The sequence below is a fragment of the Modestobacter sp. URMC 112 genome, assembly GCF_053502575.1.
In genome coordinates this window covers 4,509,841-4,522,972 of the sequence record NZ_CP199957.1, presented here as the reverse complement: position 1 = coordinate 4,522,972, position 13,132 = coordinate 4,509,841, and the positions used below count along the sequence as shown (strand labels likewise).

14 protein-coding genes are annotated in these 13,132 nt (G+C 74.4%); 3 read left to right on the top strand and 11 right to left on the bottom strand.

Annotated features, from left to right (window positions below; all coding sequences use genetic code 11):
- The first annotated feature begins 31 nt into the window (after positions 1 to 31).
- The 3 genes from soxR to ACWIX6_RS21515 all read left to right on the top strand — a co-directional run bounded on the left by soxR (position 32) and on the right by ACWIX6_RS21515 (position 1,714).
- On the top strand, positions 32 to 511 hold the full coding sequence (gene soxR, locus ACWIX6_RS21525; protein ID WP_448614484.1) for a redox-sensitive transcriptional activator SoxR: 480 nt from the start codon (positions 32 to 34) through the stop codon (positions 509 to 511).
- Between the two features lie 460 nt (positions 512 to 971).
- A complete protein-coding gene (locus tag ACWIX6_RS21520) occupies positions 972 to 1,295 on the top strand; it encodes a hypothetical protein (protein ID WP_448614483.1) in 324 nt (107 codons plus the stop codon).
- Positions 1,292 to 1,714 (top strand): ankyrin repeat domain-containing protein, encoded by a 423-nt coding sequence (locus ACWIX6_RS21515; protein ID WP_448614482.1) that lies wholly within the window; start codon positions 1,292 to 1,294, stop codon positions 1,712 to 1,714. The genes ACWIX6_RS21520 and ACWIX6_RS21515 overlap by 4 nt, the downstream gene beginning before the upstream one ends.
- Positions 1,715 to 1,890: 176 nt before the next feature.
- Here ACWIX6_RS21515 and ACWIX6_RS21510 read toward each other — a convergent pair whose 3' ends face one another.
- From ACWIX6_RS21510 to cobO, 11 genes are all read right to left on the bottom strand, one after another.
- A complete protein-coding gene (locus ACWIX6_RS21510; protein ID WP_448614481.1) occupies positions 1,891 to 2,808 on the bottom strand; it encodes a hypothetical protein in 918 nt (305 codons plus the stop codon).
- A gap of 3 nt (positions 2,809 to 2,811) precedes the next feature.
- On the bottom strand, positions 2,812 to 4,458 hold the full coding sequence (locus tag ACWIX6_RS21505) for an HsdM family class I SAM-dependent methyltransferase (protein WP_448614480.1): 1,647 nt from the start codon (positions 4,456 to 4,458) through the stop codon (positions 2,812 to 2,814).
- A 43-nt stretch (positions 4,459 to 4,501) separates the two neighbouring features.
- Positions 4,502 to 5,761 carry a uroporphyrinogen-III C-methyltransferase gene (cobA, locus tag ACWIX6_RS21500; RefSeq protein WP_448614479.1) on the bottom strand — a complete coding sequence of 420 codons (1,260 nt, stop codon included), beginning with the start codon at positions 5,759 to 5,761 and terminating at the stop codon, positions 4,502 to 4,504.
- A gap of 5 nt (positions 5,762 to 5,766) precedes the next feature.
- Positions 5,767 to 6,867, bottom strand: coding sequence for a nicotinate-nucleotide--dimethylbenzimidazole phosphoribosyltransferase (gene cobT / locus ACWIX6_RS21495; protein ID WP_448614478.1), 1,101 nt, complete (start codon positions 6,865 to 6,867; stop codon positions 5,767 to 5,769).
- On the bottom strand, positions 6,864 to 8,291 hold the full coding sequence (cobC, locus tag ACWIX6_RS21490; RefSeq protein ID WP_448614477.1) for an Rv2231c family pyridoxal phosphate-dependent protein CobC: 1,428 nt from the start codon (positions 8,289 to 8,291) through the stop codon (positions 6,864 to 6,866). The genes cobT and cobC overlap by 4 nt, the downstream gene beginning before the upstream one ends.
- Before the next feature lie 97 nt (positions 8,292 to 8,388).
- Entirely contained in the window at positions 8,389 to 9,234 is an 846-nt protein-coding gene (locus tag ACWIX6_RS21485; RefSeq protein ID WP_448614476.1) for an energy-coupling factor ABC transporter ATP-binding protein, read from the bottom strand.
- Positions 9,231 to 9,968: a cobalt ECF transporter T component CbiQ gene (gene cbiQ / locus ACWIX6_RS21480; protein ID WP_448614475.1), complete on the bottom strand. Its 738-nt coding sequence runs from the start codon at positions 9,966 to 9,968 to the stop codon at positions 9,231 to 9,233. Before cbiQ ends, ACWIX6_RS21485 begins: the two co-directional genes overlap by 4 nt.
- Positions 9,965 to 10,282 (bottom strand): energy-coupling factor ABC transporter substrate-binding protein, encoded by a 318-nt coding sequence (locus ACWIX6_RS21475; protein ID WP_448614474.1) that lies wholly within the window; start codon positions 10,280 to 10,282, stop codon positions 9,965 to 9,967. The genes cbiQ and ACWIX6_RS21475 overlap by 4 nt, the downstream gene beginning before the upstream one ends.
- Positions 10,279 to 10,986, bottom strand: a complete 708-nt coding sequence (locus ACWIX6_RS21470; RefSeq protein ID WP_448614473.1) for an energy-coupling factor ABC transporter permease — start codon at positions 10,984 to 10,986, stop codon at positions 10,279 to 10,281. Before ACWIX6_RS21470 ends, ACWIX6_RS21475 begins: the two co-directional genes overlap by 4 nt.
- Positions 10,973 to 12,355 (bottom strand): cobyrinate a,c-diamide synthase, encoded by a 1,383-nt coding sequence (locus tag ACWIX6_RS21465; protein WP_448614472.1) that lies wholly within the window; start codon positions 12,353 to 12,355, stop codon positions 10,973 to 10,975. The genes ACWIX6_RS21470 and ACWIX6_RS21465 overlap by 14 nt, the downstream gene beginning before the upstream one ends.
- Before the next feature lie 160 nt (positions 12,356 to 12,515).
- Positions 12,516 to 13,130: a cob(I)yrinic acid a,c-diamide adenosyltransferase gene (cobO, locus tag ACWIX6_RS21460; protein WP_448614471.1), complete on the bottom strand. Its 615-nt coding sequence runs from the start codon at positions 13,128 to 13,130 to the stop codon at positions 12,516 to 12,518.
- Between the last annotated feature and the right edge of the window lie 2 nt (positions 13,131 to 13,132).

Here is a 13,132-nt window from a genome sequence, read left to right as displayed (position 1 = left end):
TGACTTGAGGTCAAGGGGTGCGATGGACTCGATGACGATCGGCCAGGTGGCCGCCCGGGCGGGCGTCGCGCCGTCCGCGCTGCGCTGGTACGAGCAGCAGGGCCTGATCACGGCCAGCCGGACGGCCGGCGGTGCCCGGCGCTACCCGCGCAGCACGCTGCGCCGGCTGTCCTTCATCCGGGCCGCCCAGAACGTCGGGCTGTCGCTGGCCGAGATCCGCACCGCACTGGCCACGCTGCCGTCCGGCCGCACCCCGACGGCGGGGGACTGGAGCCGGCTGTCGGCCGGCTGGCGGGCACGCCTGGACGAGCAGATCACCGCGCTCACCCGGCTGCGGGACGGGCTGGAGTCCTGCATCGGCTGCGGCTGCCTGTCGCTGGAGCGGTGCGCGCTGTCCAACCCGAACGACGAGGCCGCCGCCGACGGGCCGGGTGCGCGGTGGCTCCCGCCGGCGCTGCGCCGGGTGCCCCCGGTCAGCAACGCCGGCCGCGAGCCCGCGCCGGGGTCCTGAGCTCCGGTACAACCCGCCAGGTCGGCCGGCTGCGGCTACGATCGCGCCGGCGCTGGGGGCGCCCCCGGGTCCGCGGGCAGGACAGAGACTGCCTCCGCACCGATGAGGCAGCACCTGCACGAACCCGACCGTCACCTGGCCCGGCTCCGCGGACCGCCGGCTGCCGAAAGGGCCGTCATGCCCGATCTGCCCCCGCGCGCGAGCCGCCGGGAGCTGCGAACACGCGCCAAGGACCTGCTCCGCGCGGCCCGGCGCGGCGACTCGCACGCCCTTGCCCAGCTGCGCGCCGTCTCCGACCGGACGGCGCTCTCCCCCGCCCAGCTGGCGCTGGCCGCGAGCACGGCTTCCCCAGCTGGGCGGCACTGGCGACCGAGGTGGCGCAGCGGGAGGTCCTCGACCGCGGGGACGTCGTCCGGCTGCGCCAGGTTCTCGCCGAGGCCCGCAGGTGGCGGTGACCCGGATGTCCCACCGGTGCGACCACCTCGCGGGGGCGAGCCCGCTGGGCTACGCGGCCATGCTGCCGTACGACTCCGCCCGGGGCCGCTGGCGGGACGTGGACGGCGCCGCCGTGCTGCTGCCCCGGGCACTGCGGGACGCCGGTGCGCCGGTCGAGGGCGACCCGACCGACTTTGAGACGCCACTGATGACCGCGGCCAGCTACGGCGACGCCGAGGTGGCGCGGGTGCCGGTGGATACCGGGGCCGACCTGTCCGTCACCGCGGCAGCCGGCGCTAGTGGCGTGCCCGGCGGCACCGCGCTCCGCCACGCGGGGTCTTCGGGTTGACCGACGTCGCGGAAGTCCTGCTGGCCGCGGGTGCCACCGACCTGGTGAAGGCCGCGGCGGCCGGCGACGTCTCCGCGCCGCTCCGGCCCGGCACGCCGGAGCGGGACCGGGTTGCGGCGCTGCGGATCGCCGCCGAGCACGGGCGGCTGGACGTCATCGACCGACTGCAGGCCGCCGGCACCCCGGTGGACGGCGTCGACCACGACGGCTCGACCGCCCTGCACGAGGCCGTGTACTCCGGACGGGCCGACAGCGTCACGCACCTGCTTGCCGCTGGTGCCGATCCGACGCGCCGGGACACCCGGTTCTCCGACACCCCGCTGAGCTGGTGCCCTCACTGGCGGGCCGAAGTCGGGCCCAGGCATGGCCACAACGAGGTCGAGGCGGTCCTTGCGCGGATGACCCCCGAGGGGGACTGAGTGGACGCAGCATTCGGGGTCAGTGCGACGCGCCCAGGGCGACGACGTCCCCGACCACCCACACCGCCGGTGGCCGCACGCCTTCGTCTGCGACCGGCCTCGCGCATCGGCCTTGCCGGCGAGTGCGTGCCACTAGACAACAGGGGCTCGTAGGACTTCTGCCGCTGGTTGAGCGGTCAGTCCCCTGCTGCCTCCTCCGCTGCCTGCACCAACTCCTCCACAGCCGCGGAAGGTGGGCGCAGCGTCGGGACGTCGGGTCCGGCTGCATCGACTCGTGCCTTCGCGGCGATCAGGTCCTGTGTGATGCGCTGCATCACGCGCACGAGCTGGATTGCTGATGGCACACGAACTTCCTCGTACGAGGCCGGCCGCAGACTGCCTGCCCGGTATCCCGCTGGCCGGTACAGGAAGACCCCGCATCCATCGACGACCTGAGTCATCGCCTGGGCCATAGTGACCACCGCATCAGCATCGGACTTGCTCGTGACCCGGACAGCCAGGGCGATGTAGCTGCGGGGTTTGGCCGTTCGCAACCATGACGTTAGATCGCCTGTCATGCCTTCCTGCTGCTGGCCGCCGAGCGCGGACTGCAGCATCCCGTAGGCGGCCTTCAGGTCGATCGTCTTGAACCCGGCCTCCTTGCAACGCTTTAGTAGATCGGCCGATCCCGGGCGGCCCTCGATGTCCTGTGTGCTCGCATTGCCGGGATGCTGAGGCGTTCCCATCATTTTGGCCTCAACCAAAACTTCTGCGATGGCCCCCGGCGTCTGCGGGTATGTAATGTCCAGATTGTGGTTGGGGAAGATGAGGCCATTCACTCCGGTTCGCTTGTTCAGGGGGACGCTTGATGCGCTCTCGAGCAAAACTGCGAGAAGGTCGTTAAAGTAGTCGCCTTTTCCGTTCTGGCGCTCGCCGTCGCTTGCATTCCCTGCGATCACTTGATTGTCGAACGACTCCATGGCCGCCATGAAGTCAGCTTGCACCGACAGCCACGACGACGGAGTCACGTGAGCCAACCTCACCGCGCTTAGATGTTGCCTAAACGGCAGGCAGGCTGGTCCGGTCATCAACGCCTTACCTGGGCGCTTGGCCATGCGTCAAGCCTCTACTGTGGTTGCTCGGCGACCATGTCGCCGGTTGGCAAGCGCATTTCGATCACGCCGCACATGGCTGACTGCGGACTCACTCTCGCCGCATCCCTCTCGTAGTACCAGTTCGTCGACCAGTCCGATGACGGTGGAGAGCTGTCCTGCTTGGAGTAGACGTCTCGCTGGCCGACGCAACTCGCTCAGCGGCTTGGCCAGTCGAGCCACGAGTTCTGCGGATGGGACCATGAGAGCTACGGCCTCTCCGGGTTCCATCTTCAAGATCCCGCCACCGTAAGCCCGGCCGACGAACTCGGCGCTGAGAGTCGTGACGCTGTTGAGGCTGGCGAGAGCCAGGTTAGCTGCGTGATCGCGCTGGTGGGCATTCAGGTAGACGCCATGGACGGAGTTGAGGTGGTGTAGGCCGAGGGGGTTGAGGGCCAGCTGCGGCGTGTGCGCGTTCATGTACGTGAAGAACATGTCCGCGACGGGAGGGAGTGGAACGAGCCACCACGGCTTCCGTATGCGGCATTTGTAGGCGCCATCCACTCTGGCCGCTTCACCAGCAGCGATGTACTGCCAAGCCGCGGACGTCGGCGTACTCGGGCGAAAGAGCAGCGTCTTGGCGTCGCGGTGGCCTAGTCGTTCATAATCAGTGCGGCTGAGGGTCAACGCCCTGAGGTGAGCTGATCCGGGCGGCGATAAGCGCACGACATCATTCCGACCCAGTCCGAGTTCCTCCGCGCGAGCGGGACTCAATGCAAAGTACTTGTTGTTCCCGGTAACGGCCCCGAGGTTGACGCGACCCCATTCGCGGAGGGGGCTGAATGAACCTGACGCTCGCAGCGCATCCACGATGGTCGTTGCTCCACTGGTGACAAGCGACCCGGTCCACCTGTCAGTACTACGCTCCGGCTGCAGCGTGATGTCAAACGAGACGGTCGTCAGGTCGCCAGGCGAACGGACACGCGCAAATTTGATCGAGTTCGTGGTGCCCCCCTTGCCGTCGGCAAGCAGGATCACCGCCTCGGTCTGTACACCAGGGAACACCTGGCTATCGACCAAGATCACCGAGACTTCTGAGAACGTCTCCATCAAGAAGGATCTCACGGAAGCGGCATACGTTGAAGACAGGAGTTCGGCGGGAAGGACGAACGCGAGACGTCCGCCGGGTTCCAGGTGTCCCGCTGAATGAACCACAAATGGTGCCCAGGAGCTGGAGAGTCCGGTGAGGCGGACTCCCTGTGCTAGCGCGGCTTGAAGCCCGTTGGCGCGAGCATCACCGGAGAATGACTGGTAGCGCACGTAAGGCGGATTACCCACAACCGCTGAGAAGCTCGGTGCGGCAGCCTCCGCGAGGAAGTCCCCGACCCGGATGTCGGCAACCGTGCCCACCTCGAGCAGGACAACTCTGGCTGCTTCCGCTGAAGGTGCATGTATCTCGTAGCCACTCAGACGAGGACTCCGAGCCCCGAGCTCACACAGGCGTACATGTGCGGCGAGAAGGAAGGCAGCTTCCCCGCAGCTTGGTTCTAGGACGCTGTCAGCCGTGGAGCGGACAGCCCATCGGACCATGAAGTCGCAAAGCGCTGGCGGCGTGAAGAAAGCACCGCGGGCCTTGCGCGCCACAGCGGGATCGACGATGTCGAACTCAGTCACGGACCCGCCCTCACCCTAGACACCCAACAGCATCTGCAACCTCTCAGGAGGTACCGACACTCCTGTCTGTCTGCCCCAAGGCGACGACGTCCCCGACCACCCACACCGCCGGCGGCCGCACGCCCTCGTCGGCGATGGTCCGGGCCAGCCCCTGCAGGGTGGTGCGCAGGACGCGCTGGGCCGGCGTCGCGCCGTCGCTGATCACCGCCACCGGTGTGCCCGCCGGGCGCCCGTGCTCGACCAGCGAGGCCGCGATCGCCGGTGCGGTGTCCACGCCCATCAGCACGACGACCGTCCCGCGCAACCGCCCGAGCGCCGGCCAGTCGACCAGCGAGGCGGGGTGGCCGGGCGGCACGTGCCCGGAGACGACGACGAACTCGTGGGTCAGCCCCCGGTGGGTGACCGGCACGCCGGCCAGCCCCGGGACGCCGATGGCGCTGGTCACCCCGGGCACCACCTCCACCGGCACGCCGGCCGCGGCGCAGGCCTCGAGCTCCTCGAAGCCGCGGCCGAAGACGAACGGGTCACCGCCCTTTAGCCGGACCACCCGCTTGCCCTCGCGGGCCCGGGACACCAGCAGGTCGTTGATCTGCTCCTGGGCCATCGAGCGCCCGCGGGGCAGCTTGGAGGCGTCGATGACCTCCACCCCGACCGGCAGCGAGGCCAGCAGCCCCTGGGGTGCCAGGTGGTCGGCGACCACGACGTCGGCCGACGCCACGGCCTGCCGCCCGCGCACGGTGACCAGCCCCGGGTCGCCAGGGCCGCCGCCCACCAGGACGACGCTGCCCGGCGCGCCGGCCGGCGCGCGGGAGGCCCGGTCGGCGATCGACCCGTCGGTGAGCCCGGCGAGCACCGCGTCGCGCACGCCGACGGCCCGCTGCGGGTCCCCGCCGCCGTGCACGCCGACGACCAGGTCGCCCTGGCGCCCGACCGCCGGGGTCCACACGCTCGACGCCGACCGGTCGTCGGCCCGCGCGCAGAAGACCCGCGCCGCCTCGGCCTCCGCGGCCACCGCGGCGTTCACCGACGGGTCGTTCGTGGCGGCGACGGCGTACCAGGCGCCGGACAGGTCGCCGGCGACGTAGCCGCGGGGGTGCCAGGTGACCGCGCCGGGTGCGACCAGGGCCTCCAGCGCCGGCGTGAGGTCCGGGCTGACCACGGTGACGCGGGCCCGGGCCTCCAGCAGCCCGGCCACCCGGCGGTGCGCCACCTGACCGCCGCCGACCACGACGACCCGGCGGCCGACCAGCCGCAGGCCGACCGGGTAGACGACGGCCGAGGCGTCGGCGGACGGTGCGCTCACGCCGGTCAGCCGGACTTCTGGGTCACGCCGGCGGAGTCGAAGGTGGCCACGTCGCTCAGCGCGCGGGCGGCGCCGGCCACCAGGGGGACGGCCAGCAGGGCGCCGGTGCCCTCGCCGAGCCGCAGGTCCAGACCGAGCAGTGGCCGCAGGCCCAGCGCCCGCAGGGCCAGCGCGTGCCCGGGCTCGGCGGAGGTGTGCCCGGCGACCGCGTGCTCGAGCGCGGTCGGGCAGAGCGCGGCGGCGACCAGCGCGGCCGCGCCGGCGATGACGCCGTCCAGCAGCACGGGCACGCGGGCCGCCGCGGCACCGAGCACGAACCCGGCCAGCGCGGCGTGCTCCAGCCCGCCCACCTCGGCCACCGCCGCGAGCGCCTGCTCCGGGGTGGCCGGCCGACCGGGCACGCGGGCGACCGCCCGGGTGACCACCGCGACCTTGCGGGCCAGCGTCGGGTCGTCGACGCCGGTGCCCCGCCCGGTCGCCGCGGCCGGGTCGGCACCGGTGAACGCGCAGATCAGCGCGGCCGAGGCGGTGGTGTTGGTGATGCCCATGTCCCCGGTCACCAGGCAGCCGTGGTCGGCGGCGAGCGTCAGGGCGACCTCGATGCCCACCTCGACGGCCCGACGCGCCTCGTCCACGGTCATCGCCGGGCCGACGGCCAGGTCGGCGGTGCCGTACCGGACCTTGCGGGACAGCAGCCGGTCGGTCGGGTCCACCGCGTAGGACGTCGCCACCCCGACGTCCACGACCACCACGTCCGCGCCCAGCTGGGCGGCGAAGGCGTTGACCACCGCGCCGCCGCGGGCGAAGTTGGCCACCATCTGGGCGGTGACCTCCTGCGGCCAGGGCGTGACGCGCTGGGCGTGCACGCCGTGGTCGGCGGCGAAGACGGCCACCGCCGCGGGCACCGGGAGGGGCGCCGGGCACGCGCCGGCGATGCCGGCCAGCTGCGCGGCGACGTCCTCGAGCACGCCGAGCGCGCCCGGGGGCTTGGTCATCCGGTCCAGCCGGTCGCGGGCGGTGCGCTCGGCGGCGGCGTCGCGCGGCCGGACGGCGGCGATCGTGTCGCCCAGCGGGGTCCCGGCGAAGGGCTTCGGGTCGGTGCTCAACGGTCCTCCATCGGGGCGGCGTGCGGGTCAAGGGTCTCAGCCAGCGCGGCGGCGAACGCACGGGAGGTGGCCGGGTCCCGGACGGCGACCCGCAGGTGGTCGCCGGACAGGCCGGGGAAGGTGTCCCCGCGGCGCACCGCCCAGCCGCGCTCGCGCAGCCGGTCCCGCACCCCCGCGCCGCCGGGCACCCGGAGCAGGACGAAGCTCGAGGCCGGCGTCCCCACCACCTGCACCTGCGGCGGCAGGGCGGCCAGCAGGGCGGCCCGGTGCCCGGTGGTGCGCCGGGCGACCTCCTCGGCCTCGGCCCGGGCGCGGTCGGTGGTGCAGGCGGCCAGGGCGGCCAGCGCCGGGGTGGACACCGGCCAGTGCGGCTGCTGGGCGGCGAGCGCGGCGACCAGGTCCGCCGGGCCGAGTGCGTAGCCGACCCGCAGGCCGGCCAGCCCCCAGGTCTTGGTCAGCGAGCGCACCACCAGCAGGCCGGGCAGGTCGCGGCGGGCGGCCAGCGACGCCGGCTCGCCGGGCACGGTGTCGGCGAACGCCTCGTCGACGACCAGCACCCGGCCGGGCCGAGCCAGCGCGGCCACCGCGGCCGCACCGTGCAGCACGGACGTGGGGTTCGTCGGGTTGCCCAGCACCACCAGGTCGGCGTCGACCGGGACGGCGTCCGGGTCCAGCAGGTACCCCGGCGGCTCCAGCAGCAGCCGCTCCACCGGGTGGCCGGCGGCCCGCAGCGCCGCCTCCGGCTCCGTGAAGGACGGGTGCAGCACCACCGCCCGCCGGGGACGGAGCGCCCGGGCCAGCACGGTGAACACCTCGGCGGCGCCCGCGGCCAGCAGCACCTCCGACCCCGGTCGGCCGTGCGCGGCGGCGACGGCGGCCCGGGCCGGCCCGGGGTCGGGGTACCCGGCGCTGTCGTCCAGCGCGGCGTGCAGCACCGTCCGCAGCCACGGTGGCGGGGCGTCGGCGCGCACGTTGACCGCCAGGTCGACCAGGCCCGGGGCCACCTCCCGGTCGCCGTGGTGCCGGAGGTCGACGTCCCCGCCGCCGTCCGCCCGGCCGTCGCAGTCCGCCGCCCCGGGACGGCGGGCCACCGCCACGGTCACCCGGCCGTGCACGGTCTTGCCCACCACCAGCCGGCCGCCGCCGAGCAGCGCCGCGGCCTCGGCGACCGACGGCGTGCCGACCGCGTCGGCCACCCGGGTCGAGGGCGCCGGCACCGGCACGCCGGCCAGCTCGCCCGCGGGGTGACCGGTCAGCGGCCAGCCGCGCCGGGCGGCGGCCTCCCGGATGCCGGGCTCCACGGCCCGGACGTCGAGGGTGGCCAGGGCGACCGGCGCGGCGTCGGGCGGCAGCACGGCGTCCACCGCGGCGAGGACCTCCTCGACGGTCGCCCCCGTGGACGCCCCGACCCCCACGGTGATCACGGGCTCTCCTCGCTGTCCGCCGCAAGCGGGACGTGCCCCCGGCTCGTCGTGCCCGTGCTCGGTGATGCTCTGCTGCCGCGCGCCCTCGCCGGCTCGGTCACGTGCGCACCCCCGGCTGCTGGGGGAGAGCGGCGAGCAGGGCGTCCGCGTCCCGGGGGAGCCGGCCCGGCGGCAGCAGCCCCAACTCGCGCAGCCGGGCGCCGACGGTCAGCGCCCATGGGCGGTCCAGCCGGGCGGAGGCCAGCAGCGCGTCGTCGCCGAGCACGTCGTCCGGGCGGCCCTGCACGACCCGCCCGCCGACGACCACGGCGACCTCGTCGGCCCAGCGCAGCGCCAGGTCCACGTCGTGCGTGCTCATCACCACGGTCGAGTCGGCGTCCTGCAGGCGGGCCAGCGCGGCCAGGCTCTCGGTGACCGCGGACGGGTCCAGCCCGGCGGTGGGCTCGTCCAGCAGCAGCACGCACGGCCGCATGGCCACCGCGCCGGCGATGGTCACCCGCTTCCGCTCGCCGTAGGAGAGCTGGTGGGTCGGCCGCGCGCCCAGGTGGGCGACGGCGAGCAGGTCGAGGGCCTCGGCCACCCGGGCGCGGACCTCCGGCTCGGGCAGCCCGAGGTTGACCGGTCCGAACGAGACGTCCTGGGCGACCGAGGCGCTGAACAGCTGGTCGTCGGGGTCCTGCAGCACCAGCTGGACGGCCTGGCGGTGCGCCCGCAGGCCCGTGCGGGTGTGCTGCAGCTCGGCGCCGTCCAGGGTGACCCGGCCGCGGGCCGGAACGAGGGCCCCGGACAGGCAGCGCAGCAGCGTCGTCTTGCCCGAGCCGTTGGCGCCCAGCAGCGCCAGCCGCCGGCCGGCCGGGACGGTGAGCGAGGCGCCGTCCAGCACCGGCCGCCCGCGGTCGAACCCGACCACGAGACCGTCCGCGGCGAGGGACAGGTGACTCATGCCGACACCAGCGCCGTGGCGGCGATCAGCGCCAGGCCGGCGACCGTGGCGGCGACGAAGCGCGGGGAGGAGGGCAGCGCCTCCGGAAGCACCCGCAGCCCGGTCTCCATGCCGCGCCTGGCCAGCCCGTCCTGCAGCCGGCGGGCCCGGTCCCACGAGCGGGTGAGCACGGCGGCGGCCAGCACCCCGGACGAGCGGAAGGACCGGGCGACCGTCGAGTGCCCCATCCGGGCGGTCTGCGCCTCCCGGATCGTGGTCAGGCTGGTGAGCAGCACGAACAGCAGCCGGTACAGCACCGACGCGACCTCGACGACCGCGGCCGGGACGCGCAGCCGGCGCAGCTCGGGCAGCAGGTCCGACATCGGCGTCGTGGTGGCCAGCAGCAGCACCGCGGCGCTGCCGGCCAGCCCGTGCCCCACCAGGGCCGCGCCGTCCGCGGCGGCGCCCGGCGCCCAGCCGAGCCCGCCGCGGCCCACCTCGACCACGGCGGTGACCGCGCCGACCAGGACGAACGCCAGCGGTGCCCGCACCGCCCGGAGGAAGGTGCGCGCGGGCACCCGCGCCGGTCCGAGCGCCAGCAGCACCGCGGTCAGCCCGACCAGGAACGTGCCCGGCCAGACCGGCAGCACCAGGGCGCTGACCACCAGCCCGCCGGACAGCAGGAGCTTGTCCGCGGGGGAGCGCCACCGCCAGGCGCTGGCCCACGCGGCGTCGTCGATCGCCAGCCCGCTCATGGCCGGTCCGGCTCCTGCGGGGCGGGCGTCCGCTCCGCCGACCGTCGGCCGCGCAGCCGCCCGAGCACGTAGCCGAGCACCCCGCCGCCGAGCGCCGCCTGCAGCGCGAACAGCCCCGACTCGACCTCCTTGGACGACGGCGAGAACACCGACTCGAACCACGGCCGGTACTCCGGGTCTGACTCCTGCACCACCTCGGTGGCCCGGCCGTCGGTGCCGGCGTAGTCGGACGCACCGCCGTCCAGCAGCAGGGGGACGAGGAACAACGCCAGGACGGCGAGCACCAGCAGCGCGGTCGTCAGGTGCCGCCTCACCGCTCCTCCTCCGCGCTTTCGGTACCGGAAGCGCGCTCGCGGGTCGGCGAGAGGACGCCGAGGCGCTCGAGCTCGGGGCGGGCGTTGACGGTGAGCACCCGGAACAGCAGCACGCCGAGCAGCCCCTCGCCCACCGCCAGCGGCACCTGGGTGAACGCGAAGACGCCGAGGAACTTCACCGCCGCGCCGGCGAACCCGCTCTGCGCGTCGGGGAACGCCAGCGCCAGCTGCAGGGCGGTGGTCACGTAGGTGGCCAGGTCCGCGACCGCCATCCCGGCGAACACCCCGCCCAGCAGGCCGGCTCCGCAGCGCCGGGTCAGCCGGTGGGCGCCGTACCCCACCCACGGCCCGACGACGGCGAAGGAGAAGGCGTTGGCGCCCAGCGTGGTGAGCCCGCCGTGGGCCAGCAGCAGGGCCTGGAACAGCAGGACGACGGTCCCCAGCAGCGCCATCACCGGCGGCCGGAACAGGATCGCGCCCACCCCGGTGCCGGTCGGGTGGCTGGAGCTGCCGGTCACCGAGGGCAGCTTGATCGCGCTGAGCACGAAGGTGAAGGCCCCGGCGGCGCCGAGCAGCAGCGTGGACTCCGGGCGCTCGCGCACCTCGGTCACGACCGCCCGGGCGCCGTGCACCACGAACGGCGCCGCGGCGATCGTCCAGCCCAGCGCGTGCGCCGGCGGCAGGAAGCCTTCAGCGATGTGCACCGAGCACCTCCGTGCGGGCGGCCGCCCGGACGAACCGCGAGGCCATCGACGGCGAGCCGGCCCAGTTCAGGTGCAGGTAGCTGGCGTGCACCGATCCCTGCACGAAGCCCTCCGGCCCGTCGGCGTTCCACTGCCAGGCAGGGGTCGCTCCGGCGCCCGGGTCGGCGGTGGTCCGGTGGAACTCGTGGCCGCGCACCCGGGTGCCGGCCGCGGCCAGCACGCTGTCGGTCAGTGCGACCGCCGACCGGTAGCCCAGGGTCAGCCGGGGGTGCATCGCGGTGGTGGTGGGCAGCACCCCGCACATCGGCTCGCCGTCCAGCTCGCGGGAGAGGTACAGCAACCCGGCACACTCCGCGGCGACCGGACCGCCCGCCCCGGCGAGCGCGGCGATCGACGTCCGCAGCCCGACGTTCGCGCTCAGCGCGGCGGCGTGCACCTCGGGGAAGCCGCCGCCGACCACCAGCGCGGCGGTGCCGGGCGGCAGGGCGTCGTCGCGGAGCGGGTCGACGGTCACCACCTCGGCGCCGGCGGCGGTGAGCAGCTCGGCGGTCTCGGCGTAGCCGAAGGTGAACGCCGGCCCGCCGGCGACGGCGACGACCGGGCGGCCCGGCGTCTGCTCGACCTCGGCGGCCGGGTCCCACGGCTCGCCGTCCAGGTCGGGGGCGGAGCGGGCCAGGCGCAGGACGGCGTCCAGGTCCACCGACGACTCCACGACCGCGCCCAGTGCGCGCACCGTGCGGACCGCCTCGGCGGAGCGCTCGGCGGCCGGCACCAGGCCCAGGTGCCGGGAGGGGGTCTGCAGCGCCTCGATCCGGCGGACCGCGCCCAGCACCGGGACGCCGGCCGCGCCGAGCGCCTCGCGGAGGATGGTCTCGTGCCGGTCGCTGCCGACCCGGTTGAGGACGACGCCGCCCAGCCGCACGCCCGGGTCGAAGGTCGCGAACCCGTGCACCAGCGCGGCGACGCTGCGGGCCTGCGAGGACGCGTCGACGACGAGCACGACCGGTGCCCGCAGCTGGGCGGCGACCTGCGCGGTCGAGCCGTAGCCGGGCGCCACGCTGGCGTGCGCGGCACCGTCGAACAGGCCCATCACGCCCTCGACGACGGCGACGTCGGCTCCCCGGGCCCCGTGCAGGAACAGCGGGACGATCCGGTCCTCGCCGACCAGCCAGTTGTCCAGGTTGCGACCGGGCCGCCCGGCGGCGAGGCCGTGGTAGCCGGGGTCGATGTAGTCGGGGCCGACCTTGTGCGGGCTCACGGTGAGGCCGCGGGCGGTCAGGGCGGCGATCAGGCCGGTGGCGATCGACGTCTTCCCGGCGTTGGAGGACGGCGCGGCGAGCACGATCCGTGGGATCCGGGAGGCGCTCACCACCGACCCCCGCCGCATGCTGCCGCCCACTCGGTGTCGATCATCGGCGTGTTGCCAGCGACACGCACCGTCTCGGCGCGCCACCGGGCAACCCGCCGATGATCGACACGGGGGCCGCGTCGGAAGGCCGGGAGGTCGGGCCGCACGGCCGGGTGGGGGGTCACCACTCGATCCCCCGCTGGCCCTTCTGGCCGGCGTCCATCGGGTGCTTGACCTTGGTCATCTCGACCACCAGGTCCGCGGCCTCGACCAGCGCGGCCGGCGCGTCCCGGCCGGTGATGACGACGTGCTGGTTGCCCGGCCGGTCCCGCAACGTCCGCACGACGTCCTCGACGTCGACCCAGCCCCACTTCAGCGGGTAGGTGAACTCGTCCAGCACGTAGAACCGGTGCGCCTCGGCGGCCAGGTCGCGCTTGATCTGCGCCCAGCCCTCGGCGGCGTCCGCGGCGTGGTCGGTCTCCTCGCCGTGCTTGCGGGACCACGACCAGCCCGAGCCCATCTTGTGCCAGACCACGGGCCCGCCCTCGCCGGTCTCGGCGTGCAGCCGGCCGAGCGCGCTCAGCGCGTTCTCCTCGCCGACCTTCCACTTGGCGCTCTTGACGAACTGGTAGACCGCGATCGACCAGCCCTGGTTCCACGCCCGCATGGCCATGCCGAACGCGGCGGTCGACTTCCCCTTCATCTCGCCGGTGTGCACTGCGAGCAGCGGGCGGTTGCGGCGCTGGCGGGTGGTCAGCCCGTCGGCCGGGACGGCGGTCACCTGGCCCTGCGGCATCG

Coding starts and splice junctions, on each gene's coding strand:
- cbiQ (WP_448614475.1), bottom strand. CDS start 9,968: ATGAGCGGGCTGGCGATCGACGACGCCGCGTGGGCCAGCGCCTGGCGG.
- soxR (WP_448614484.1), top strand. CDS start 32: ATGACGATCGGCCAGGTGGCCGCCCGGGCGGGCGTCGCGCCGTCCGCG.
- ACWIX6_RS21520 (WP_448614483.1), top strand. CDS start 972: ATGTCCCACCGGTGCGACCACCTCGCGGGGGCGAGCCCGCTGGGCTAC.
- ACWIX6_RS21485 (WP_448614476.1), bottom strand. CDS start 9,234: ATGAGTCACCTGTCCCTCGCCGCGGACGGTCTCGTGGTCGGGTTCGAC.
- cobO (WP_448614471.1), bottom strand. CDS start 13,130: ATGCCGCAGGGCCAGGTGACCGCCGTCCCGGCCGACGGGCTGACCACC.
- ACWIX6_RS21510 (WP_448614481.1), bottom strand. CDS start 2,808: ATGGCCAAGCGCCCAGGTAAGGCGTTGATGACCGGACCAGCCTGCCTG.